This window comes from Streptomyces tritici (assembly GCF_048500665.1).
Classification (GTDB): domain Bacteria; phylum Actinomycetota; class Actinomycetes; order Streptomycetales; family Streptomycetaceae; genus Streptomyces; species Streptomyces tritici.
Window position 1 is genome coordinate 972,040 of the sequence record NZ_CP183183.1, and the last position, 22,486, is coordinate 994,525.

Annotated in this window: 21 protein-coding genes and 2 tRNA genes; 6 read left to right on the forward strand and 17 right to left on the reverse strand. The window is 72.8% G+C overall.

The features are described 5' to 3' along the window. Window positions 1–46: 46 nt before the first annotated feature. From ruvA to pgsA, 9 genes are all read right to left on the reverse strand, one after another. Window positions 47–667 carry a Holliday junction branch migration protein RuvA gene (gene ruvA, locus ACNJ93_RS04470; protein ID WP_418956009.1) on the reverse strand — a complete coding sequence of 207 codons (621 nt, stop codon included), beginning with the start codon at window positions 665–667 and terminating at the stop codon, window positions 47–49. Further along, window positions 664–1,221, reverse strand: coding sequence for a crossover junction endodeoxyribonuclease RuvC (gene ruvC / locus ACNJ93_RS04475; protein ID WP_418961307.1), 558 nt, complete (start codon window positions 1,219–1,221; stop codon window positions 664–666). The genes ruvA and ruvC overlap by 4 nt, the downstream gene beginning before the upstream one ends. 113 nt (window positions 1,222–1,334) lie before the next feature. Further along, window positions 1,335–2,087 (reverse strand): YebC/PmpR family DNA-binding transcriptional regulator, encoded by a 753-nt coding sequence (locus ACNJ93_RS04480; RefSeq protein WP_418956010.1) that lies wholly within the window; start codon window positions 2,085–2,087, stop codon window positions 1,335–1,337. Between the two features lie 62 nt (window positions 2,088–2,149). Continuing rightward, entirely contained in the window at window positions 2,150–2,743 is a 594-nt protein-coding gene (gene pdxT, locus ACNJ93_RS04485) for a pyridoxal 5'-phosphate synthase glutaminase subunit PdxT (RefSeq protein WP_418956011.1), read from the reverse strand. 6 nt (window positions 2,744–2,749) lie between these two features. Beyond that, window positions 2,750–3,664, reverse strand: coding sequence for a pyridoxal 5'-phosphate synthase lyase subunit PdxS (pdxS, locus tag ACNJ93_RS04490; protein ID WP_418956012.1), 915 nt, complete (start codon window positions 3,662–3,664; stop codon window positions 2,750–2,752). 121 nt (window positions 3,665–3,785) lie between these two features. Further along, window positions 3,786–4,328 (reverse strand): hypothetical protein, encoded by a 543-nt coding sequence (locus tag ACNJ93_RS04495; protein ID WP_418956013.1) that lies wholly within the window; start codon window positions 4,326–4,328, stop codon window positions 3,786–3,788. A 69-nt stretch (window positions 4,329–4,397) separates the two neighbouring features. Beyond that, on the reverse strand, window positions 4,398–5,558 hold the full coding sequence (locus ACNJ93_RS04500) for a glycosyltransferase family 4 protein (RefSeq protein WP_418956014.1): 1,161 nt from the start codon (window positions 5,556–5,558) through the stop codon (window positions 4,398–4,400). Next, window positions 5,555–6,472 (reverse strand): phosphatidylinositol mannoside acyltransferase, encoded by a 918-nt coding sequence (locus tag ACNJ93_RS04505; protein WP_418956015.1) that lies wholly within the window; start codon window positions 6,470–6,472, stop codon window positions 5,555–5,557. The genes ACNJ93_RS04500 and ACNJ93_RS04505 overlap by 4 nt, the downstream gene beginning before the upstream one ends. Continuing rightward, window positions 6,469–7,128 (reverse strand): phosphatidylinositol phosphate synthase, encoded by a 660-nt coding sequence (gene pgsA / locus ACNJ93_RS04510; protein ID WP_418956016.1) that lies wholly within the window; start codon window positions 7,126–7,128, stop codon window positions 6,469–6,471. The genes ACNJ93_RS04505 and pgsA overlap by 4 nt, the downstream gene beginning before the upstream one ends. A 292-nt stretch (window positions 7,129–7,420) precedes the next feature. Between pgsA and ACNJ93_RS04515 the strand changes: the two genes are divergently transcribed. Next, entirely contained in the window at window positions 7,421–9,628 is a 2,208-nt protein-coding gene (locus ACNJ93_RS04515) for an elongation factor G-like protein EF-G2 (RefSeq protein WP_418956017.1), read from the forward strand. A gap of 182 nt (window positions 9,629–9,810) precedes the next feature. Next, window positions 9,811–11,454: a hypothetical protein gene (locus tag ACNJ93_RS04520; RefSeq protein ID WP_418956018.1), complete on the forward strand. Its 1,644-nt coding sequence runs from the start codon at window positions 9,811–9,813 to the stop codon at window positions 11,452–11,454. 68 nt (window positions 11,455–11,522) lie between these two features. Here the strand turns inward: ACNJ93_RS04520 and ACNJ93_RS04525 are convergent, their stop codons facing one another. Beyond that, window positions 11,523–12,083 carry an HIT family protein gene (locus tag ACNJ93_RS04525; RefSeq protein ID WP_418956019.1) on the reverse strand — a complete coding sequence of 187 codons (561 nt, stop codon included), beginning with the start codon at window positions 12,081–12,083 and terminating at the stop codon, window positions 11,523–11,525. A gap of 67 nt (window positions 12,084–12,150) precedes the next feature. Here ACNJ93_RS04525 and ACNJ93_RS04530 point away from each other — a divergent pair, with 67 nt between their 5' ends. Further along, on the forward strand, window positions 12,151–12,822 hold the full coding sequence (locus tag ACNJ93_RS04530; RefSeq protein ID WP_418956020.1) for a potassium channel family protein: 672 nt from the start codon (window positions 12,151–12,153) through the stop codon (window positions 12,820–12,822). A gap of 36 nt (window positions 12,823–12,858) precedes the next feature. On the opposite strand, the gene thrS is transcribed toward ACNJ93_RS04530, so the two are convergent. The 3 genes from thrS to ACNJ93_RS04545 all read right to left on the reverse strand — a co-directional run bounded on the left by thrS (window position 12,859) and on the right by ACNJ93_RS04545 (window position 16,835). After that, window positions 12,859–14,835 carry a threonine--tRNA ligase gene (gene thrS, locus ACNJ93_RS04535; protein ID WP_418956021.1) on the reverse strand — a complete coding sequence of 659 codons (1,977 nt, stop codon included), beginning with the start codon at window positions 14,833–14,835 and terminating at the stop codon, window positions 12,859–12,861. A 165-nt stretch (window positions 14,836–15,000) separates the two neighbouring features. Continuing rightward, window positions 15,001–16,227, reverse strand: a complete 1,227-nt coding sequence (locus tag ACNJ93_RS04540) for a hypothetical protein (protein ID WP_418956022.1) — start codon at window positions 16,225–16,227, stop codon at window positions 15,001–15,003. Next, window positions 16,227–16,835, reverse strand: a complete 609-nt coding sequence (locus ACNJ93_RS04545) for a DUF4365 domain-containing protein (protein ID WP_418956023.1) — start codon at window positions 16,833–16,835, stop codon at window positions 16,227–16,229. Before ACNJ93_RS04545 ends, ACNJ93_RS04540 begins: the two co-directional genes overlap by 1 nt. Before the next feature lie 133 nt (window positions 16,836–16,968). On the opposite strand from ACNJ93_RS04545, the gene ACNJ93_RS04550 reads away from it, so the two are divergent. After that, window positions 16,969–17,697: a 3'-5' exonuclease gene (locus ACNJ93_RS04550; protein WP_418956024.1), complete on the forward strand. Its 729-nt coding sequence runs from the start codon at window positions 16,969–16,971 to the stop codon at window positions 17,695–17,697. A gap of 59 nt (window positions 17,698–17,756) precedes the next feature. Here the strand turns inward: ACNJ93_RS04550 and ACNJ93_RS04555 are convergent. Next, window positions 17,757–17,828, reverse strand: a tRNA-Val gene (locus tag ACNJ93_RS04555). A gap of 64 nt (window positions 17,829–17,892) precedes the next feature. Then, a complete protein-coding gene (locus ACNJ93_RS04560) occupies window positions 17,893–18,339 on the reverse strand; it encodes an SRPBCC family protein (protein WP_418956025.1) in 447 nt (148 codons plus the stop codon). A gap of 84 nt (window positions 18,340–18,423) precedes the next feature. Between ACNJ93_RS04560 and ACNJ93_RS04565 the strand changes: the two genes are divergently transcribed. Continuing rightward, window positions 18,424–20,979 (forward strand): SCO7613 C-terminal domain-containing membrane protein, encoded by a 2,556-nt coding sequence (locus ACNJ93_RS04565; protein WP_418956026.1) that lies wholly within the window; start codon window positions 18,424–18,426, stop codon window positions 20,977–20,979. Window positions 20,980–21,047: 68 nt separating this feature from the next. Here ACNJ93_RS04565 and ACNJ93_RS04570 read toward each other — a convergent pair. After that, window positions 21,048–21,122, reverse strand: a tRNA-Val gene (locus ACNJ93_RS04570). Window positions 21,123–21,173: 51 nt separating this feature from the next. Next, on the reverse strand, window positions 21,174–21,626 hold the full coding sequence (locus ACNJ93_RS04575) for a TIGR02611 family protein (RefSeq protein ID WP_418956027.1): 453 nt from the start codon (window positions 21,624–21,626) through the stop codon (window positions 21,174–21,176). A 189-nt stretch (window positions 21,627–21,815) separates the two neighbouring features. Between ACNJ93_RS04575 and ACNJ93_RS04580 the strand changes: the two genes are divergently transcribed. Next, window positions 21,816–22,229 (forward strand): SsgA family sporulation/cell division regulator, encoded by a 414-nt coding sequence (locus tag ACNJ93_RS04580; RefSeq protein WP_015032345.1) that lies wholly within the window; start codon window positions 21,816–21,818, stop codon window positions 22,227–22,229. Window positions 22,230–22,486 lie beyond the last annotated feature (257 nt).

Consider the following 22,486-nt stretch of genomic DNA (forward strand, 5'->3'; position numbering starts at 1 on the left):
GGGTGCGGCCGGCCGGTGGGTGCGGGAGGTGGATTCCAGCTCCCGGTCAGCGCGCGCGGTTCAGGGTCTGGAGGGCGGCTCTCAGGAGCTGCGGGACCGGCGCCGAACCGTTCGTGGCGAGGGCCTCCTCGGCCTGTGGCGTGACCGCGGCCACCGCCTCCTCCGCCTCGCGGCTCGCGTAGCCGAGGCCGATGAGCGCGGCGTGGAGCTGCTCGGTCCACGGTGCCGGGCCCGCCGCGACCGCCCTGGTCGTCGCCGTGCCGACCGGTGCGCCGAGCTTGTCCTTCAGTTCGAGGAGCAGTTTCTGCGCGCCCTTCTTGCCGATGCCCGGCACCGCCGTCAGCGCCTTCTCGTCGCCGGTGGCGACGGCGAGCCGCAGCGCGTCGGGCCGGTGCACGCCGAGCATCGCCTGGGCGAGCCGGGGCCCGACGCCGCTGGCGGTCTGGAGGAGCTCGAAGACCTGGCGCTCGTCGTCGTCGGCGAAGCCGTACAGCGTCAGGGAGTCCTCACGGACCACCAGGGAGGTGGCGAGCCGGGCCTCCTGACCGATCCTCAGGCCGGCGATGGTGTCGGGCGTGCACTGCACGGCCATGCCGACGCCGCCGACCTCGACGACGGCGGTCGTCGGACCGAGGGCGGCGACGGGTCCGCGGACGAACGCGATCATGATGTGCGGCCTTTCGCTGCGTACGGGGCGGGCCGGGCCTGCCGGGCGTGCTGGGCGACCGCCTGCTGGAGGCGGTTCTGGGCGGGGGCCCGCCAGATGTGGCAGATGGCGAGCGCCAGGGCGTCGGCCGCGTCGGCCGGCTTCGGCGGGGCGGAGAGCCTGAGCAGCCGGGTCACCATCGCGCCGACCTGGGCCTTGTCGGCCCGTCCGCTGCCGGTGACGGCGGCCTTGACCTCGCTGGGCGTGTGCAGGGCGACGGGGATCCCGCGGCGGGAGGCGCAGAGCATGGCGACGGCGCTGGCCTGGGCCGTGCCCATCACCGTACGCACGTTGTGCTGGCTGAACACCCGCTCCACGGCGACCAGTTCGGGCTCGAATCGGTCGAGCCACTCCTCGATGCCGCGCTCGATCCCGACCAGGCGGTGGCCGATGTCCGCGTCCGCCGGGGTGCGCACGACCCCGACGCCGAGCATGGTCAGCGGACGTCCCGCGACGCCCTCGACCACCCCGACGCCGCACCGGGTGAGCCCGGGGTCCACCCCCAGCACGCGCACGCCACCGCCCCCATTCCGCTCGCTCATCTGTTTGTGCAGGCTAGCGCCTGCCACCGACAACGCAGCGGGCCGACGGGGTGTGTCCCGTCGGCCCGCTGCGAATGGAGACGCGATCAGGCGTCGACCTTGGCCATGACCTCGTCGCTGACGTCGAAGTTGGCGAAGACGTTCTGCACGTCGTCGCTGTCCTCGAGGGCGTCGATCAGCTTGAACATCTTGCGCGCGCCCTCCTCGTCGAGCTCGACCTGCATGGTCGGGACGAAGCTGGACTCGGCCGAGTCGTAGTCGATCCCGGCGTTCTGGAGCGCGGTGCGGACCGCGACCAGGTCGGTGGCCTCGCTGATGATCTCGAAGTTCTCGCCGAGGTCGTTGACCTCCTCGGCGCCCGCGTCGAGCACGACCTCGAGGACGTCGTCCTCGGACAGCTCGCCCTTGGGGAGGACGACGACGCCCTTGCGGTTGAACAGGTACGAGACCGAACCCGGGTCGGCCATGGAGCCGCCGTTGCGGGTCATGGCGACGCGCACGTCGGAGGCGGCGCGGTTGCGGTTGTCGGTGAGGCACTCGATGAGCACCGCGACGCCGTTCGGGCCGTAGCCCTCGTACATGATCGTCGCGTAGTCGACGCCGCCGGCCTCGAGGCCGCCGCCGCGCTTGACCGCGGAGTCGATGTTCTTGTTCGGGACCGAGGACTTCTTCGCCTTCTGGATGGCGTCGAAGAGCGTCGGGTTGCCGTCCGGGTCGGCGCCGCCGGTCCGGGCGGCGACCTCGATGTTCTTGATCAGCTTCGCGAAGAGCTTGCCGCGCTTGGCGTCGATCACGGCCTTCTTGTGCTTCGTCGTAGCCCATTTAGAGTGGCCGGACATCTGCCTGTCTCCTTCGCGTAACCCATTTCTGAACGAACCCCAGAGATCCTACCGGGGTCGGCTCACCGCTCCGCGCGCACCATGTCCACGAAAAGACCGTGCATCCGGTGGTCCCCGGTCAGCTCCGGGTGGAACGAGGTGGCGAGGGCCTTGCCCTGCCGGACGGCGACGATGTGACCGTCGTGCTCGGCCAGCACCTCGACCGCTCCGCCGACGGACTCCACCCAGGGGGCGCGGATGAAGACGCCCTCCACGGGGCCGTCCTCGATCCCGGCGACGGTGACGCCGGCCTCGAACGACTCGTTCTGCCGGCCGAAGGCGTTGCGGCGCACGATCATGTCGATGCCGCCGAAGGTCTCCTGGCCCGAGCGCGGGTCGAGGATCTTGTCGGCGAGCATGATCAGGCCGGCGCAGGTGCCGTAGACCGGGAGCCCCGCGGCGATGCGCTCGCGCAGCGGCTCCATGAGGCCGAAGAGCACGGCCAGCTTGGAGATGGTGGTGGACTCGCCACCGGGAAGGACCAGCCCGTCGACCTCGGCGAGCTCCTCGGGGCGCCGGACCGGCCTGGCCACGGCGTCAGCCGCGGCCAGGGCGATCAGGTGCTCCCGTACGTCGCCCTGGAGGGCCAGGACACCAATGACGGGAGTGCTGCTCATCGGTGCTTACCAGCCCCGGTTCGCGTAGCGCTCGGTCTCGGGGAGGGTGTCGCAGTTGATGCCGACCATGGCCTCGCCCAGGTTGCGGGAGGCGTCCGCGATGATCTTCGGGTCGTCGTAGAAGGTGGTGGCCTTCACGATGGCGGCGGCGCGCTTGGCCGGGTCGCCGGACTTGAAGATGCCGGAGCCGACGAAGACGCCCTCGGCGCCGAGCTGGCGCATGAGCGCGGCGTCGGCCGGGGTGGCGACGCCACCGGCGGAGAACAGCACGACCGGGAGCTTGCCGAGCTCGGCGACCTCCTTGACGAGCTCGTACGGCGCGCGCAGCTCCTTGGCGGCGGCGTACAGCTCGTTGTGGTCGAAGCCGCGCAGGCGGGCGATCTCGTTCTTGATCTGGCGCATGTGGCGGACGGCCTCGACGACGTTGCCGGTGCCGGCCTCGCCCTTGGAGCGGATCATGGCCGCGCCCTCGGCGATGCGGCGCAGGGCCTCGCCCAGGTTGGTGGCGCCACAGACGAAGGGGGTGGTGAAGGCCCACTTGTCGGAGTGGTTGACCTCGTCGGCCGGGGTGAGGACCTCGGACTCGTCGATGTAGTCGACGCCGAGGGACTGCAGGATCTGGGCCTCGACGAAGTGGCCGATGCGGGACTTGGCCATGACCGGGATGGAGACGGCGTCGATGATGCCCTCGATCATGTCCGGGTCGGACATGCGGGCCACGCCGCCGTCCTTGCGGATGTCGGCCGGCACCCGCTCCAGCGCCATGACGGCCACGGCGCCCGCGTCCTCGGCGATCTTCGCCTGCTCGGGGGTGACGACGTCCATGATCACGCCGCCCTTGAGCTGCTCGGCCATGCCGCGCTTGACGCGCGCGGTGCCGGTCTCGGGGGACTGGGGGGTGGTGGAAGGCGTGGTGGACACGGGTACCTCACTCATGACAACGGGGGTTGACGCGAGTAGGAAACAGGCCACCGGGGGGCCACATCAAGGGCCAATAGGCACTCCGTGGCTCGTTTTCGCGGATTCCGAAGGCTGAGACGCGTCAGGCGGGGCGATCCGCAAGCGCGACAGGCGGTTCGTCGTCCATTTCGAAGGCGAGCGGGAACGGCGCGTGGCCCGCGAGACGGAACCAGCGGACCTTGCGGTGCCGGCGCAGCGCGCGGGCGGCGCGGACGGCGTCGTTGTGGAAGCGGCGGGCCATCGGGACCCGGCGCACGGCCTGCGCCAGCTCCTCCGCGGCGGCCTCGCCGCCGGGGGCCTCGCGGACCACCTCGACCTGCCCGGCCTCGCCGAAGACCGCCCGCAGCGCCTGGCTGAGCTCGCTCTCCGCGACCTCGCGCTGGTCCTCGTCGGCCTGGCGGGCGGCGTGCGCGGCCTCGTACAGGACGATCGACGCGGCCGGATCCAGCACCCCCGAGGTGGCCAGTTCCTGCGCCACCGAGGCGCGCCTCAGCAGCTGCGCGTCGAGCGCCGCCCGCGCGGCGTCGATCCGGGCGTGCAGCCGGTCGAGCCGGCCGGCGGTCCAGCTGAGGTACAGCCCGATGGCGACGAGCCCGACGAGGATCCAGATGAACGTTGCGGTCACGGCGGGCAAGGCTACCGGCCCGCCGGGCGCTGCCTTCGCCCCCTGGTCCCGCCAGTCCCGATAGTCCCGCTAGTCCCGCGCCAGGCCCCAGCGGGCCATCAGGCCCGTGCGTTCGTCGGTGGCGACGGAGGCCGCGCCCTGGGTCACCGTCTCGTAGACGGCGAGGATGTCCGCGCCGACCGTCGACCAGTCGAAGCGGCGGACGTGCGCGCTGCCGCGCTCCCGCAGCTCCGCCCGGCGCGACTCGTCGCCGAGCAGCCGGATCGCCGCCTCGGCCAGCGCGTCGGCGTCCTCGTTGGCGAACAGTTCGCCCGCCGCCCCCTGGTCCAGGACCTGCGCGAACGCGTCCAGGTCGGAGGCGAGCACCGGCGCGCCCGCCGACAGCGCCTCGACCAGGATGATCCCGAAGGACTCGCCGCCGGTGTTGGGCGCCACGTACACGTCGACGCTCCGCAGCAGCCGCGCCTTGTCCTCGTCGCTGACCATCCCGAGGAACTCCACCCGCGCCCGCATGTCCACGGGCAGCGAGGCCACCGCCTCCTCCTCGTCGCCGCGGCCGGCGACCAGCAGCCGGGTGTCCGGCCGCGCCTCCAGGATCCGCGGCAGGGCCTTCATCAGCACCGGCAGGCCCTTCCTCGGCTCGTCGATGCGGCCGATGAAGCCCAGCGTTCCGCCCTGCCACTCCTTCTTCGGCTCGGCCCGCGCGAAGAAGTCCACGTCGACGCCGTTCGGGATGACCACCGCGTCGCCGCCGAGGTGCTCCACCAGCGTGCGCCGCGCGTACTCGCTCACCGCGATCCGCGCGCTGATCTTCTCCAGCGCCGCCTGCAGGATCGCGTACGCCGCGACCATCGCCCGGGAGCGCGGGTTCGAGGTGTGGAAGGTCGCCACGATCGGCCCCTGGGCCGCCCAGCAGGCCAGCAGGCCCAGGGACGGCGAGCCCGGCTCGTGGATGTGGATGACGTCGAAGGTGCCCTCGTGCAGCCAGCGCCGCACCCGCGCCGCCGACAGGAAGCCGAAGTTCAGCCGGGCCACCGAGCCGTTGTACGGCACGGGCACGGCGCGCCCGGCCGACACCACGTACGGCGGCAGCGGCGTCTCGTCGTCCGCGGGGGCGAGCACCGACACCTCGTGGCCGAGCCGGATCAGGTGCTCGGCGAGGTCCCGGATGTGGAACTGGACGCCGCCCGGCACGTCCCAGGAGTACGGGCAGACGATGCCGATCTTCACGAGCCGCTCCCCGGGGGCCGTTCGTCCAGGTCGGAGAGCCACAGTCGTTGCAGCATGTGCCAGTCCTCCGGATGGTCCGCGATGCCGGTGGCGAAGGCGTCGGCCAGCGCCTGTGTCATGACGGACGTCTTCTCGGCCCGGGTGCCTGTCTCGGGCACCTCGACCGGTGGATGGATCCGCCCCCGCATGACCGGCGAGTCGTCGTACCAGAGCGTCACGGGCAGCAGCAGCGCGCCCGTCTGCTGGGCGAGCAGCGCGGGCCCGGCGGGCATCCGCGCGGTCTCGCCGAAGAACTTCACCTCGACGCCCGAGGCGGACAGGTCGCGGTCGGAGACCAGGCAGACCAGGCCGCCCGACCGCAGCCGCCGCGCCAGCGTGCCGAACGCGGCGCCGCCGGTGTGCGGCAGGACCTCCATGCCCAGCGACTCGCGGTACGCGACGAACCGGTCGTACAGCGACTCCGGCTTCAGCCGCTCGGCGACCGTCGTGAACGGCACGCCCAGCGAGCGGGTCACCCACACGCCGGCGAGGTCCCAGTTGGCCAGGTGCGGCAGCGCGAGTATGACGCCGCGGCCGGAGTCCAGGCCCTCGGTGAGGCGGTGGACGTCCTGCACGTCGAAGCCGCCGTCGACCCGCTCCTTGCTCCAGGCCGGCAGCCGGAACGACTCCATCCAGTAGCGCATGTACGAGCGCATGCCCGCGCGCGACAGCTCCGCCAGCCGCTCGGGCGTCGCGTCCGGCACGACCCGCGCCAGATTGGACTCCAGGCGCAGCACGCTCTTGCCGCGCCGCTGCCACACGGTGTCGGCGATCCGGCGGCCGAGGCCCGTCGCCACCGGCTCCGGCAGCTTCTTGACGGTCGACCAGCCGAGCCCGTACAGGGCGTCCGTCAGCCTGTCCCTCGCCCCGCTCACGACGCCGCCTCGCTCCCCCGCGCGGCCGCGTCGGCCTCCGCGGCCTCCCGGCGCACCGTGACCACACGCTGCCCCAGCGTCACCGCCGAGCCGGCGGCCACGATCCACAGCGCGATCGGCAGCAGCACGTCGATGCCCGGTACCCCGAACGCGTGCAGACCGGCGAGACCGGCCGCGACCAGTGAGATCACCAGCCGCTCCGCCCGCTCCACCAGCCCGTTCACCGCCACCGGCAGCCCGATCGACTCGCCGCGCGCCTTGGTGTACGAGACGACCTGGCCGCTGGCCAGGCAGAAGATGGACACCGCGCACAGCACGTCGTCGTTCCCGCCGCCCGCGTACCAGAGCGCGAAGCCGCCGAAGATCGCCCCGTCCGCGACCCGGTCCAGGGTCGAGTCCAGGAACGCGCCCCAGCGGCTGGAGACGCCGGCCTGGCGGGCCATGTTGCCGTCGACGAGGTCGGAGAACACGAACAGCGTGATGACGATCGTGCCCCAGAAGAACTCGCCCCGGGGGAAGAAGACCAGCGCGCCCGCCACGACTCCGGCCGTGCCGACGAGCGTCACCGCGTCGGGGCTCACCCCCTTGCGGAGCAGAAACGCGGCGAACGGCGTGAGGACACGCGTGAAAAACGCACGCGCGTACTTGTTCAGCATGGCCTTCGAGCCTCTTCCCAAGGAGGGTGGCAGGCCGTGCGGCCCTTATGGCCACCGGCGGGCCCATCGTAGCCACGAGGCTCCCGCCGCACGGGCGCGCACCCGGCACGGCGCGCGGCGCGCCCGGCGAGGGCCTCACGAGCCGGACGGGACGGGACCGGGCGTACGCCGTATGGACGCACCGTGACAGCAGTGCAAAGCTCGAAGGACCATCGCGGGCGTCGTCGGAGCTGCCCCGCAGTCCCCCCGGCCCGCGTCCCACCTCGCGTGCGAGCAGTCGGGAGGACACATCATGGGCGACAAGGCGAACGCACAGCCCGGAGCCGCCGGCAGGGCTCCTACGGCCGACCGGCCCTCGGCGGTACGGAACGTGGTGCTGGTCGGCCACAGCGGTTCGGGGAAGACGACCCTCGTCGAGGCCCTCGCGCTGACCGCCGGAGCGGTCAACCGGGCCGGCCGGGTCGAGGACGGCGCGACGATCTCCGACTACGACGAGATCGAGCACCGCCAGCACCGGTCCGTACAGCTCTCCCTCGTCCCCCTGGAATGGGACGGGTACAAGATCAACCTCCTCGACACCCCCGGGTACGCCGACTTCGTCGGGGAGCTGAGGGCCGGTCTGCGCGCCGCGGACGCGGCCCTCTTCGTCGTCTCGGCGGCGCAGGAGGCCGACGCCGTCCCCGCCGCCACCCGCATGGTCTGGGAGGAGTGCGCGGCCGTCGGCATGCCCCGCGCGATCGTCGTCACCCACCTCGACACGGCCCGCACCGACTACGACCGGCTCACCGAGGTCTGCGGACAGCTGTTCGCCGGCGACGACCCCGACGCCGTCCTGCCGCTCTACCTGCCCGTGCACGGCCCCGAGGCCCCCGACGGGCACGCCCCCGCCACCGGCCTGGTCGGCCTGCTCACCCGGAAGATCTACGACTACTCCGGCGGCGAACGCAAGGAGAACCCGCCCGACGACACCCAGCGGCCCGTCCTGGAGGAGGCCCGCAACCGGCTCATCGAGGGGATCATCGCCGAGAGCGAGGACGAGACCCTGATGGACCGCTACCTCGCCGGCGAGGAGCTCGACCTCAAGACCCTGATCGACGACCTGGAGAAGGCCGTCGCCCGCGGCGCCTTCCACCCCGTGCTCGCCGCCGCGCCCGCCCCCGACGGCGGCCGCCAGGGCCTCGGCACCGTGGAACTCCTCGAACTGATCACCCGCGGCTTCCCCAGCCCCCTGGAACGCGAGGCCCCCGCCGTCACCACCCCCTCCGGAGCACCCCGCCCGCCCCTCACCTGCGACCCCGACGGCCCGCTGGTCGCCGAGGTGGTCAAGACCGCCTCCGACCCGTACGTCGGCCGGATCTCCATGGTCCGGGTCTTCTCCGGCACCCTGCGCCCCGACCAGACCGTCCACGTCTCCGGCCACGGCCTCGCCGACCGCGGCCACGAGGACCACGACGTCGACGAACGCATCGGCGCGCTCACCTCCCCGTTCGGCAAACAGCAGCGGCTCATGAACCACTGCATCGCCGGCGACCTCGCCTGCGTCGCGAAACTCGGCCGCGCCGAGACCGGCGACACCCTCTCCGCCAAGGACGACCCGCTCCTGATGCAGCCGTGGCGCATGCCCGACCCGCTGCTCCCCATGGCCGTCCAGGCCCACAGCAAGGCCGACGAGGACCGCCTCTCCCAGGGCCTGGCCCGGCTGGTCGCCGAGGACCCCACGATGCGCCTCGAACAGAACCAGGACACCCACCAGGTCGTCCTGTGGTGCCTCGGCGAGGCCCACCGCGACGTGATCCTCGAACGGCTGCGCACCCGGTACGGCGTCCAGGTCGACACCGTGCCGTACAAGGTGTCCCTGCGGGAGACCTTCGCCGCCCCGTCCGCCGGCCGCGGCCGGCACGTCAAACAGTCCGGCGGGCACGGCCAGTACGCGATCTGCGAGATCGACGTCGAACCGCTGCCCGCGGGCAGCGGCATCGAGTTCGTCGACAAGGTCGTCGGCGGCGCCGTCCCGAGGAACTTCATCCCCTCCGTCGAGAAGGGCGTCCGGGCCCAGGCCGCCCGCGGCGTCGCCGCCGGATACCCGCTCGTCGACGTGCGGGTCACCCTCAAGGACGGCAAGGCCCACTCGGTGGACTCCTCCGACGCGGCCTTCCAGACCGCCGGCGCCCTCGCCCTGCGCGAGGCCGCCGCCGACGCCTCCATCCACCTCCTCGAACCCGTCGCCGAGGTGCAGGTCCTCGTCCCCGACGAGTACGTCGGCCCCGTCATGAGCGACCTGTCCGGCCGGCGCGGCCGCGTCGTCGGCACCGAACAGGCGGGCCCCGGCCGGACACTCGTACGGGCCGAGGTGCCGGAGATCGAGATCGGCCGCTACGCGGTCGACCTGCGCTCCATCTCCCACGGCACCGGCAGCTTCGACCGCTCCTACGCCCGGCACGAACCCATGCCGCCGCAGCTCGCCGGCAAGGTGCGCGAACAGGCCGAAGCGGGAATCTGACCGACCCGCCGTCACCGGACGCCGCCGCTCCCGCATCCCGGGAACGGCGGCATCCGGCCGTCACCTGACGTGACCGCCGAGTCCCCGATACGCTGGGGTGCCCAGCTCAGCAGGTGTGCGGGGCGCGGCAGTTGGGAACAGGCCGCACAGGGATCACGCGGTGGACGCGGCGATGGGGGCTGATGACGATCGTGTACGGACCCGGGGCACAGGTCCCCCTGCAGGGCTCGGACGGGCAGACGGCGGCGACGTTCGCGCTCGCCTCCGCCGCGTACCGCGACGGCCCGATGGACAAGATCCTCGAGGCGAACAACGACTGGCACAAGTCCACCGTCAAGAAGGGCAAGTGGCACGACCTCTTCCGGCCCGACTTCGGCGAGGCGTTCTCCCGGGCCGTCCAGGTCCGCATGCTCGGCGGCGCCCGCAAGGCGCTCATCCAGTCCTTCGGCACCGAACCGCAGCCCGTCGTCGAACACTGCCTCGCCGCCACCAACATCCGCCGGCAGCGCGACATCAAACTCACCTTGGTCACGGTGTTCTTCGGGGTGCTGTTCCTGCCCGGACTGCTGATCTGGCTCGGCGTGATCCAGCTGCGCCGCAGCCTCGCCGGCGCCGCCGACAAGCGCTCCGGCGCCCTCGGCACCGCGCTGCTCCTCGGCGTGGGCCTGCTCGCCGTGATCTTCCTGATCAAGCTGCCCATCGACAGCGTCCTCGGGATCTACCTGCGCGCCATGGTGATCGCCCCGCCGCTCGGCTGGCTCCTCGCCAAACGGATCTGCGAATCCACCGCCGTCGACCTGCGCGCCCGCTGGGACGGACTCCTCAGCGGCGGCGGCGTCGCCGCGAAGATCCCCGAGGCGGTCCCCCAGCACCCCGGCGAGGAGGCCGCCGAGGAGCTCAGGCAGAACCTGGAGAAGCTCACCGCCGAGCAGCAGTCCAACATCGTCTTCTACGCCGGCCCCAAGGGCATACTCGGCATGGGCACCCGCTGGGGCAGCTGGACCCTCGCCGAGGACCTCGTCCCCCAGGAGGGCAAGGAGATCCACGACTTCCGCGCCTGGGACGTGATCCGGCCCATCCACGACCAGCTCAAGCTGCTGGAGCGCGGCTCCCTCAAGACCGGCTTCCCCACCCCGGTCGTCAAGCACTGGATCGTCTCCCCCATCGGCGAGGGCGCCGGCGAGGTCACCCGCCCCGAGGGCGAGAACATCGTCGCCTTCCAGGTCCGGCCGCACGAGATACAGCGCATCTGCAACGACCAGCAGTTCGGCAGCGGCAACCGTCATTACCTCGGCGTGCAGTTCACGCTCTGGGACGGCCAGCTCGTCCTCACCATGATGATCACGGTCACCTCGCTGCTGCACACCCTGCGCGTCGAGGTCACCGGACACGCCCTCGGCCCGGTCCACTCGCTCTTCACCACGAAGCCCGCCGCCAAGACCAGGGAGGTCTCCAAGACCGTCCGGTTCTGGGAGACCCGCGAGATCAAGCTGCCCCTGGTCGACACCGACGAGGTGGTCCGCCTCGCCGTCCGCGCGCCGCTCACCTGGTTCCCGCCGGTCCTGGACTTCCTCGGCGGCAAACTCGTCCTGCCCGAGCCGTTCGGACTGCGCCACGCCTGGGCCGACAAGCCCTGGCGGCACCGCTTCATGGCCGACGACGCCATCCGCGCCGCCACTCCTGTGATGCGGGCCGTGCACAGCGCCGTGATCAAGGTCCTCGACGACCACGGCGTCGACACCGAGCGCTTCGCCAACCGCTCCCTCGTGCTCAGCGGCCTGATCCAGGACCCCGGCCCCAAGAAGGCCGACGTCTACGACGCCTGACGCGACCCGTACGGCGAAGGCCGGGCCCTCCGGAGGGAGGTCCCGGCCTTCGCCGTACGTCCTGAGCCTCAGTCCACCGGCCAGGCGTCCGCCAGCATCTTCCGCGTGTCCGCGAGAAGCTGCGGCAGCACCTTCGTGTGACCGACCACCGGCATGAAGTTCGTGTCGCCGCCCCAGCGCGGGACCACGTGCTGGTGCAGATGCGCCGCGATGCCCGCGCCGGCCGCCGCACCCTGGTTCATGCCGATGTTGAACCCGTGCGCCCCCGACGCCGTCCGCAGCGCCACCATCGCCCGCTTCGTCAGCTCGGCCAGCTCCACGGTCTCGCCCGTGTCCAGCTCCGTGTAGTCGGCGACGTGCCGGTACGGCACCACCATCAGGTGCCCGCCGTTGCACGGGTACAGGTTCAGCACCGCGTACACATGCCGGCCCCGCGCCACGACCAGGCCGTCCTCGTCCGACATCGACGGGATCGAGCAGAACGGGCAGCCGTCGCCGGCCCCCGGGCCGCTCGGCTTGTTCTCCCCCTGGATGTACGCCATCCGGTGAGGCGTCCACAGGCGCTGGAACGCGTCCTGCGTCCCCACTCCGTTCTGCTGCTCCGGCTCAAACGTCATGCTGTGCAGCATATGGCTTCGCCCGTTCGGAGCGTGTCGCCGGGGCGGCGGACCAAGCCCTTCCGGACATGCTGATCCGATGAACGACAGCCGCCAGGAACTCTGGGACCGCCGCATGGACCTGCCCCTCGGCACGGCCTCGGCGGTCTACCTGGCGGCCTACGCCGTGCACGTCCTCGCCCCCGGCCTGCCCCACGCCTGGCACACCGTGCTCCTGGCCGCCATGGCCGCCGCCTGGGCCGTCTTCCTGGTCGACTACACGGTCCGGTACCGGCTCAGCGGCCTCGGCCCCTGGCGCTTCCTGCGCACGCACTGGCTGGACACCGTCGTCCTCGTCCTGCCGCTGCTGCGCCCGCTGCGGATCTTCTCCGTGTACGACCGCATCCAGCGCCGCCGCGGCCGGCCGCGGCTCAGCCTGCACGCCCGGGTCATGGCGTACGCGGGACTCACCGTCACGCTCCTCGGCTTCGCCGGATCGCTGACCGTCTACCACCACGAGCACACCGCTCCCGGCGCGTCCATCCTCACCTTCGGCGACGCGGTCTGGTGGGCCTGCGCCACCCTGGCCACGGTCGGCTACGGCGACGTCAGCCCGATCACCCCCATCGGCCGCCTCACCGCGGTCGGCCTGATGGCCTGCGGCCTGGCGCTCCTGGGGGCGGTGACGGGCTCTTTCTCGTCCTGGCTGATCCAGCTCTTCACGCGCGACGAGGACAAGAGGCCCCCGGGGGATTCCCCGGGGGCCTCGTGAGCCGGTGGCGCGTCGGGCTCCTGAGCCCGTGGCCGGTCAGACCTGGACGCGGTCCTCGACGATCTTGGCGATCTTCGCGATCGCCTCGTCGACCGGGATGCCGTTCTCCTGCGAGCCGTCGCGGTAGCGGAAGGAGACGGCGCCGTTGGCCATGTCCTCGTCACCGGCGATGATCATGAACGGCACCTTCTGCTTCTGCGCGTTCCGGATCTTCTTCTGCATCCGGTCCGAGGAGGCGTCGACCTCCACCCGCAGGCCCTGCTTCTTCGCCTTGGCGGCGAACTCCTGCAGGTACGGGATGTGCGCGTCGCCGATCGGGATGCCGGTGGCCTGGACGGGCGCGAGCCAGGCCGGGAAGGCGCCCGCGTAGTGCTCCAGGAGCACCGCGAAGAACCGCTCGATCGAGCCGAACAGCGCGCGGTGGATCATGACCGGGCGCTGCTTGGAGCCGTCCGGGGCGGTGTACTCGAGGTCGAAGCGCTCCGGCAGGTTGAAGTCGAGCTGCACGGTCGACATCTGCCAGGTGCGGCCGATGGCGTCGCGCGCCTGCACGGAGATCTTCGGGCCGTAGAAGGCCGCGCCGCCCGGGTCGGGGGTCAGCGGGAGGCCCTGCTTCTCGGCGACCTGCTGGAGGACCGCGGTGGCCTCCTCCCACACCTCGTCGGAACCGACGTACTTCTCCGGGTCCTTGGTGGACAGCTCCAGGTAGAAGTCGGTCAGACCGTAGTCGCGCAGCAGGTCGAGGACGAAGGTGAGGGTGCGGTCCAGCTCCTCCGCCATCTGCTCGCGGGTGCAGTAGATGTGCGCGTCGTCCTGGGTGAAGCCGCGGGCGCGGGTCAGGCCGTGCACGACGCCGGACTTCTCGTACCGGTACACGGTGCCGAACTCGAACAGGCGCAGCGGCAGCTCACGGTAGGAGCGCCCGCGCGCGTCGAAGATCAGGTTGTGCATCGGGCAGTTCATGGGCTTGAGGTAGTAGTCCACGCCCTCGTCGAGCTGCATGGGCGGGTACATGCCCTCGGCGTACCAGTCCAGGTGACCCGACTTCTCGAACAGCTTGCCCTTGGTGGCGTGCGGCGAGTAGACGAACTCGTAGCCGTGCTCCTCGTGCTTCTTGCGCGAGTAGTCCTCCATGACCCGGCGGATGATGCCGCCCTTGGGGTGGAAGACGGCGAGGCCGGAGCCGATCTCGTCCGGGATGGAGAACAGGTCCAGCTCGTTGCCCAGCTTGCGGTGGTCGCGCTTCTCGGCCTCGGCGAGGAAGTCGAGGTGGGCCTTCAGCTCCTCCTTCGACGGCCACGCGGTGCCGTAGATGCGCTGGAGCATCGGGTTCTTCTCGCTGCCGCGCCAGTAGGCGGCCGCGTTGCGCATCAGCTTGAACGCCGGGATGTTCCGGGTGGTCGGCAGGTGCGGACCGCGGCAGAGGTCCTTCCAGCACAGCTCGCCGGTCTTGGCGTCGAGGTTGTCGTAGATGGTCAGCTCGCCCGCGCCGACCTCGACGTTCGCGCCGTCGTCGGTGGAGGCGGAGCCCTTGATGCCGATGAGCTCCAGCTTGTACGGCTCGCCGGCGAGCTCCTCGCGGGCCTCCTCGTCGGAGACCACGCGGCGGGAGAACTTCTGTCCCCGCTTCTGGATCTCCTGCATCTTCTTCTCGATGGCCTTGAGATCCTCGGGGGTGAACGGCTTCTCGACGTCGAAGTCGTAGTAGAAGCCGTCCCGGACCGGCGGGCCGATGCCCAGCTTGGCCTCGGGGAAGAGCTCCTGCACGGCCTGGGCCATGACGTGCGCGGTCGAGTGGCGCAGGATGTTGAGGCCGTCCTCGGAGGAGATCTCGACGGCCTCGACGACATCGCCCTCGGCGAGTTCGTACGCGAGGTCCTTCAGCTCACCGCCGACGCGGGCGGCGACGACGGAGCGGTCGTCGGCGAACAGGGCGCCGGCCGTGGTGCCCGCGCTCACCGCCCGATCCTCGGATCCTGAGGCGGACTGGACGGTCACACGGACATCAGACACGGGTACTCCAGAACATAAGGGCGCAGGCAGACACGAGGTGCCGGCGCCGGCGGTCCGCGGCAGAGACGAGGTGCCGCGTCGTCGCCGATCGTACCGACCCCGGGGCCCCGGCCGCGAAACGGTTTCCGCAGGACCGGGGCCCGGTGGCGTGCCCGGACGCCCCGGTCAGTCGCCCCCGCAGGCCTCCTCGAAGAAGTCCAGGTTCTCGTGCAGGGACTTCATCAGCCGGTCCCGCTCCGCGTCGTCGACCTGCACCGGGACGACGTCCGTGGCGTCGGTGAGCCGCCGGAAGCCGCCGCGCCGCTCCAGCCGGCCGACGACCCGGATGGGCAGGCCCACGAGGTGGGCGTGGACGGCGGTCCGGTACGCCTCCTCGTCGAGGGCGACGCGGACGTGCGGGACCTCGGCCCCGGCGAGCACCCGCAGCCGTACGGTGCCCTCGCCCCGGGTGCCGGAGCGGCGCATCCGGACCACCGCGCCGGTGATCCGCACCGGCACGGAGGGCTCCTCGCTGATGTACCGCGCGCCGGCCGCCCGCAGCGCGGGCAGGTCGCCGGGCGAGAACTCCACCGGCTCGGGCCGCGCCGCGCAGCCCTCGGGCGGCCCGGCGGCGGGCGCCCAGGCCAGTGCGACCCTGGCCCCTTCCGCCCCGCGCACCAGCGCCACCAGCGCCTCGGTGAGCTCGCGGCTGACGCCCGCCTGGACGGCCGTGTCGAAGGCGTCCATGCCGCCGGTGGCCCGCTGGTAGTCGACGGCCTCCCGGGCCGCGTGCAGCGCGTGGTAGAGCCGCACGGCCAGCGGCCGGCCGCCGTCCACGGGCACGAAGGCGGTCAGGCCGCGCCCGCCGGGGGCGGCGCCGACGACGACGCTCTCCAGCGACGCCCGGGCCTGCCGGCGGTGCCGTCCGCCGTGGTAGCCGGCGCGGCCGCGCACCGCCAGGGCGCCGGCGAGCAGCAGCTGCCGGGCGGCGGAGCGCAGCTGCTCCTGCGCGGTCCAGGTGATCTCGCCGGACGGGCCCTGCGGCACGTCGCGGGTCCAGCGGATCTCGTCGCTGGGCAGGCTGAGGCCGACCAGGACCTCGCGCGCGGAGGGGGTGCCGCTGCGGGCGAGCGCGGTGAGGGCCTCGCCGAGCAGGTCCTCGCAGTCGGGGAAGGCCCGGCTCTCGGGCACCAGGAGGCTGGTGCGGTGTCCGCCGGGCCCGGGCGGGGTCCAGCGGGCGTACCGGCCCGCGGCGCCGCCGCGCCGGCGCCAGCCGTGCCGGTCCAGGAGCGCGCCGAGGACGAGGGGGTCCACCCGGGCCGGGTCGGGGAGGCCGGGCTCGCCGGCGGAGGCCGGGGGGTGGGGCCTGAAACGGAGGGAACCGCCCTCGGGTTCGTCGATCGGCCAGTGCATCAGGGTCTCCCTCCCGCCCCGACCCGGGCCATGATGTCGCAGAGCGCCCGGTCGTCGAAGATCCGCGCGGTCGGTATCCGCACGGTGGTCCGGCGCCGTCCGGTGACGGGGTGGCCGGCCAGATTGATCCAGTAACAGCAGTGCCTGAGGTCGAGCCGGTCGTGGCCGGCCCGCAGCCAGTCCTCCTGGGAGCGGGGCGCGATCATCACGACGAGGATCTTGTGCACCGAGACCGGGGTCCGCGCCAGCTTCGCCAGGTGCTCGTTGTCGAGGGTGAACGAGAACGCCGGCGGCGCGGCCCCCGGCGTGTGCGGTGCGAGCTGGTAGGTGCACTTGAGCTGCACCTTGATGGTCACTTCGTCGTCGATGGTGTGGCCGGGAGCGCTGTGGCTCACGTGCCAGTCGATGCCGTTGTCCGGGAACGGCTGCGAGAGCGAACAGCCCGCCGCCGCCGCGACCGCGTGCAGATAGCCCACCTGGAGGGTCTCCATGCAGGCCGTGGTGGCGAGCGAGCCCCGCAGCGGCGTGTCGCGCTGCGGGGGCAGCAGCCCGCCGCCCGTGCCTGCGGTGCGGGACGGCCCCCCGGGTTCGGGCTGCGGGATGGCCATGAGTCAATTTCCTTCCCCGTCATCTGTGTTGTCACCGCCCGGCGTACGGCGCAAACGGCCCGGGTATCACCGGTTCGGGCAGCGGCACAGGCCCACCTGCCGCCATCTGCCGCCGAGGTGGGAGGAGTTCGGTATGTCGATGAACTGGTACGACGGCCCCCTGGCCGCATTCGACACGGAGACCACAGGAGTTGACGTCGAGCAGGACCGGATCGTGTCCGCCGCCCTCGTCGTCCAGGACACGGCGGGCGGTCGCCCGCGCATCACCCGATGGCTCGTCAATCCGGGGATCCCGGTGCCCCGGGCGGCCACCGAGGTGCACGGACTGACGGACGATCACCTGCAGCGCAACGGCCGCTGGCCCGCGCCGGTGATGGAGGAGGTGGCCCGGGCGCTGACCGAGCAGTGCGCGGCGGGGCGTCCGCTGGTCGTGATGAACGCGCCGTTCGACCTGACGATCCTGGACCGGGAGCTGCGCCGGCACCGGGCCTCGTCGCTGGCGCGGTACATGGAGAACGTGCCGCTGTGCGTGCTCGATCCGCGGGTGCTGGACAAGCATCTGGACCGGTACCGCAAGGGCCGGCGGACGCTGACGGACCTGTGCGCGGAGTACGGGGTGGAGCTGACCGGGGCTCACGACGCGGCGGCGGACGCCGTCGCGGCGCTGGACGTCGTACGGGCGGTGGCGCGGCGGTTCGCGTCGCGGCTCGACCGGCTGACGCCGGCGGAGCTGCACGTGAGGCAGGCGATGTGGCACGCGGCGCAGGCGCGGGGGCTGCAGGCGTGGTTCACGCGGAACGGGACACCGGAGGTGGTGGACCCGGCGTGGCCGCTGCGTCCGGAGATCGCCGCGGCGGCGTGACGCGAGCGCGCCGGGGACGAAGAAGGCCGGTCCGTCGTCGACGGACCGGCCTTTCCCGGTGGGCGATACTGGGATCGAACCAGTGACCCCTTCGGTGTGAACGAAGTGCTCTCCCGCTGAGCTAATCGCCCGGGAACGGGTTGAACAATACAGGCCCGGCGGCCCTCGGTTCAAACTCGATGACTCGCCCGCGGCTCAGACGGTCCGCAGGTGGGCGGCCAGTCCTCGTCGGCCGCCGCGCATCATCAGGGCGTGGTTGACCCGGAACACCGGCCGTCCCGGTATCGCGAGGGCGCGCATCAGCCGGCCGCGGACCTCGACCTCCTGCTCGTACACGGCCCGTGTCCCGCCGCCGTGGGCGGTGAGCGTCCAGCGGGCCCAGCCGTCGAGGTCGCCGCTCATCGCGATCTCGAGGATCCCCGCCTCGGGGTCGCGGCGCCGGCCGACGACGGTGACGACGAGGTCGTGGGGCAGCACGGAGCGGAAGCGGGCGGTGCCGGTGGACGCGTCGACGGGGACGACCTCGCGGACCTGCGGCCACCAGCGGGGGTACTCCTCGCCGCGTTCGAGCACGGCGAACACGGTGGCCGGCGGGGCGGCGAGCTGCCAGACGCTGCGGAAGCGGTAGCGGCACCAGTCCATGCCTCCAGTGTGTACGTACTCAGGCGCGGATCTGAGTACCCGGACGCATTCCCCCGGCGGGCGCTCCGGGCGACACTCCGCCTCATGGAAAATGTTCTGCCGCCCGCCGACGAGCTGGTGCTCGTCGACCGCGAGCTGGCCCAACTCGATGCCCGCCGGTCCCAGTTGCTGGCCCGCCGGGCCTGGCTGCTGCAGCTGCTGCAGGCCGCCGCGGTTCCCGCGGCCCCCGCGCCGACCGGCTGGGGCGCGCCGCAGCGGCCCGTGGCGGACACGGCGCCGCCGAGCGCCCAGAACGTGCTGCTCACCCTGGGCGGGGTGCTGCTGACGATCGCCGCGATCGCCTTCACCCTGGTCAGCTGGGGTTCGATGGGCATCGGCGGCCGGGCCGCGGTGCTGGGTCTGGTGACCTCGGCGGCGCTGGCGGCGCCGGTGCTGCTGCTGCGCCGCGGCCTTGCGTCGACGGCGGAGGCGGTGGGCGCGCTGGGTCTGGTGCTCATGGTGCTCGACGCGTACGCGCTGCACCGGGTGGCGTTGGCCGGCACGGACGGCGTGGCGTACGCGGCGGCGGCCTCGGCGGTGCTGGCCGGGGCGTGGGCGGCGTACGGGACGGCGCTGGGCGGGCTGCGGATCCCGCTGCCGGTGGCGGTGGTGGCCGCGCAGCTGCCGCTGCCGCTGGCCGCGGTGGCGGCGGACGCGGGCGGGTACGCCCTGGGCTGGGCGGTGCTGGCGACGGCGGCCGTGGACGCGGCGCTGCTGCTGTGGGCGCGGCCGGCCTCGGTGAGGGCGACGGCGGCCGTGGGGCTGTGCGTGTCGGGTTCCTGGGCGCTGCTGACGGGCGGCTGGTTCTCGGTGACGGACCCGGTTCCGGCGGTGGGCCTGTTGGTCGCGGGAGGTGCGCTGGCGCTGTACGTGGGGTGGCGCACGCCGGCCGTGACGGTACTGGGCGCCGTGGTGGCGGCGCTGGCGGCCGTCGCCGCGGCGGGCGGCGTGCTGCGGTCGGCGCTGCCGCCGGAGTGGGTGGTGCCGGGGTACGTGGCCTGCGGGCTCGCGGTCGCGGCGGTGTGGCGTACGGCGCTGCCGCGTCCGGTGCGGCTGGGCGCGCTCGGTACGGGCGCGGGGGTGCTGGGCGTGGGCGTCCTGTGGGCGCTGCCGCCGGCCGCGGCGCTGCTGCTGGACTCGGCGGTGCGGACGACGCCGGTGTGGTCGGGTCCGGGGACGCCGGCGTTCGGGGAGTACCCGGCGACGGCTCCGCTGGTGCTGCTCACGGCGACGGCGGCCCTGGTACCGGTCCGGCGGACGTGGGCGCGCTGCGCGGCGCTGCTCGTGGCGTGGGCGACGGTGCTGTCCCTGCCGGTGTCGCTGGGCCTGGGCCACGCGCCGCGTCCGGTGGTGCTGCTGCTGACGGCGGTGGCCGCGGCGGTGGTGGCCTGCCGGCCGCAGTGGCTGGTCCGGGACCTGCCGGCGCCCGCTGCGGTGGAGCACGAGCGGGCCGGCGACGACGTGCCGGCGGGCGCCGATCACGCGGGCGCGCCGGAGAGCGGCACCGCGGACGGGGCCGCGCGGGTGCCGGAGGGCGGTACGGCCGAGGCACCGGCCGGGGTGTTCGGTGCGCCCACCTGGCCGGGCTGGGGCGGTGCGGGGGTGCCCGCGGCCGCTCGGGCGGCGGTGGTGCCGGCCACGGCGGCGGCGTGGAGCGGGTTCGCGGCCGCGGTGGTGTCCTCGGTCGGGGCGGTGCTGATCGGCCTGGACACGCGGGCGTGGACGTTCACGGTGCTCGGGGTGCTGCTGGTGCTGTTCGCGGGCGTCGCGGCGCTCGGTGAGCGCGGTGCGCGGGCCGTGGCGGCCTGTCTGGCCGTCGCCGCGGCGACGGGGCTGGTGCTCGCGGGGACGCGGGCGGCGGGCCTGCCGGACCATCGCACGGCGGTCTGGCTCCTGGTGGTGCCGATCGCCACGGTGGGTCTGGGCGCCCGGCTGCGCCGTCATCCGCTGATGCTGCCGGTGGAGCTGTCCGGTGCGGCCGTGGGGCTCCTGGCGATCGGGTTCGCGTTCGAGCGGCCCGCCACGCTCGCGCTGGTGCTGGCGCTGTGCGGCGTACTGGCCACGGCCACGGCGCTGCGTCCGGAGAGCCGCAGGGCGGCGGGCTGGGTGGCCGCGGTGCTGTTCGTCCTGGCGACCTGGGTGCGGCTCGTGGCCTCGGACGTGACGACCCCGGAGGCGTACACGCTGCCGGTGACGCTGCCGGCGCTGGCGCTGGGCGTGCTGCGGCGGCGCAGGGACCCGGAGGCGTCGTCGTGGACGGCGTACGGGCCCGGTCTGGCGGCGACGCTGGTCCCGAGCGTGATCGCCGCGTGGACGGACCCGGACTGGGTGCGCCCGCTGGTGCTGGGCCTGGGCGCGCTGGCGGTGACGCTGCTGGGCGGCCGGTACCGGCTGCAGGCGCCGCTGGTGCTCGGCGGGGCTGCGCTGGCCCTGGTGGCGCTGCACGAGCTGGCGCCGTACGTGGTGCAGGTGGTCGGGGCGCTGCCCCGCTGGCTGCCGCCGGCCCTGGCGGGTCTGCTGCTCCTGGCGGTGGGCGCGACGTACGAGCAGCGGCTGCGCGACGCGCGCCGGCTGCGGGAGAGGCTCGGCCGGATGCGCTGACCGGCCGGGCGGGCCCCGGCAACGCCGAGGGCCCGGAGACTGGAAAGTCTCCGGGCCCTCGGTCCGGGTGGTGGGCGATACTGGGTTCGAACCAGTGACCTCTTCGGTGTGAACGAAGCGCTCTCCCACTGAGCTAATCGCCCGGGCGCACCGCAAACATTACCCCATGTCAGCGGGCTCCTTTGACCACGTCCTCACTGGTCGATCCGCCACGGCATCACGAAGCCGAACTTCCAGAGGTAGATCCCCAGCAGCACGGCGATGATCACCAGGCCGACGGTGGTCAGGATGATGTTGCGCCGGCGCACCTTCGGATCGAGCGCGCGCTGCGCCGCCTCGGTGACCTTGCGCTTGGTCCAGCGCAGCACGAGCTGGGCCCAGACGAACTCGGTCGCCCAGATCGCCATGCCGCCGAAGATCACCAGCCAGCCGGGGCCGGGCAGCGGCAGCATGATCACGCCACCGGCCACCACGGCCAGGCCCACGATGAAGACGCCGACCTGCCAGCTCATGTGAAGCGTCCGCCGCGCCTTGATGAACTCCGGCGCCCGGGACCCCAGGGGCTTCTCCGTGCCGTTCGAGCTCTCGTCCGGGCCGTTCGAGCTCTCGGCGGTCCCCGCGCTCCGCTCGTCACTCTCCGCATTCATGATCCCAACTTACCGGACCGGACCGGATCACCGGAACGGAGTCATGTCCGGACGGCATACACCGCCGTCCGGGCGACCTGAACGCTCACAAAACAGACAGAGGGGTTTACAACGGCACCGTAGGTGGCATGTCGATTTCGCCGACGTGCGAATCCCCGAGCGCACACTGAGCGAAAGGCCCTGGCGCTTATGAACACCACGGTCAGCTGCGAGCTGCACCTGCGCCTCGTTGTGTCGAGCGAGTCCTCACTGCCTGTACCGGCGGGCCTGCGGTATGACACGGCCGATCCCTATGCCGTGCACGCCACCTTCCACACCGGAGCCGAAGAGACGGTCGAGTGGGTCTTCGCGCGCGACCTTCTCGCCGAGGGTCTGCACCGGCCCACCGGAACCGGCGACGTCCGTGTCTGGCCGTCCCGCAGCCACGGTCAGGGCGTCGTCTGCATCGCGCTGAGCTCTCCCGAGGGCGAGGCCCTGCTCGAAGCCCCCGCGCGGGCCCTGGAGTCGTTCCTGAAGCGGACCGACGCCGCGGTGCCGCCCGGCACCGAACACCGCCACTTCGACCTCGACACGGAGCTCTCCCACATCCTGGCCGACAGCTGACGAGCTGAGCCAGGCCGAGAGCCGCACGGCGCCGTCCGACTCGGGGAGACGGCGCCGCGCGGACAACCGCATACGGCAGGGATCGGCGCCCGCACCGCGCATCGACGTGGTGCGGGCGCCGGCGTCCCCGCCCGGGCGACCGCACGCGCACCGCATGCTTTCGGCCCCGTTCCGGCCCACTCCGGGCACGACGGACGGAAGCCGCTAGAGTCAGCGGAATTCGGCGGGCGCCCGCCCGCAGCCTGGCCAGGGAGCGG

Bases quoted from the DNA above. Each gene is read 5' to 3' on its own strand.
- ruvA (WP_418956009.1), bottom strand. From the start codon at position 667: ATGATCGCGTTCGTCCGCGGACCCGTCGCCGCCCTCGGTCCGACGACC.
- ACNJ93_RS04480 (WP_418956010.1), bottom strand. From the start codon at position 2,087: ATGTCCGGCCACTCTAAATGGGCTACGACGAAGCACAAGAAGGCCGTG.
- pdxT (WP_418956011.1), bottom strand. From the start codon at position 2,743: ATGAGCAGCACTCCCGTCATTGGTGTCCTGGCCCTCCAGGGCGACGTA.
- pgsA (WP_418956016.1), bottom strand. From the start codon at position 7,128: ATGCTGAACAAGTACGCGCGTGCGTTTTTCACGCGTGTCCTCACGCCG.
- ACNJ93_RS04515 (WP_418956017.1), top strand. From the start codon at position 7,421: ATGGGCGACAAGGCGAACGCACAGCCCGGAGCCGCCGGCAGGGCTCCT.
- ACNJ93_RS04520 (WP_418956018.1), top strand. From the start codon at position 9,811: ATGACGATCGTGTACGGACCCGGGGCACAGGTCCCCCTGCAGGGCTCG.
- ACNJ93_RS04525 (WP_418956019.1), bottom strand. From the start codon at position 12,083: ATGCTGCACAGCATGACGTTTGAGCCGGAGCAGCAGAACGGAGTGGGG.
- ACNJ93_RS04530 (WP_418956020.1), top strand. From the start codon at position 12,151: ATGAACGACAGCCGCCAGGAACTCTGGGACCGCCGCATGGACCTGCCC.
- ACNJ93_RS04540 (WP_418956022.1), bottom strand. From the start codon at position 16,227: ATGCACTGGCCGATCGACGAACCCGAGGGCGGTTCCCTCCGTTTCAGG.
- ACNJ93_RS04545 (WP_418956023.1), bottom strand. From the start codon at position 16,835: ATGGCCATCCCGCAGCCCGAACCCGGGGGGCCGTCCCGCACCGCAGGC.
- ACNJ93_RS04550 (WP_418956024.1), top strand. From the start codon at position 16,969: ATGTCGATGAACTGGTACGACGGCCCCCTGGCCGCATTCGACACGGAG.
- ACNJ93_RS04560 (WP_418956025.1), bottom strand. From the start codon at position 18,339: ATGGACTGGTGCCGCTACCGCTTCCGCAGCGTCTGGCAGCTCGCCGCC.
- ACNJ93_RS04565 (WP_418956026.1), top strand. From the start codon at position 18,424: ATGGAAAATGTTCTGCCGCCCGCCGACGAGCTGGTGCTCGTCGACCGC.
- ACNJ93_RS04575 (WP_418956027.1), bottom strand. From the start codon at position 21,626: ATGAATGCGGAGAGTGACGAGCGGAGCGCGGGGACCGCCGAGAGCTCG.
- ACNJ93_RS04580 (WP_015032345.1), top strand. From the start codon at position 21,816: ATGAACACCACGGTCAGCTGCGAGCTGCACCTGCGCCTCGTTGTGTCG.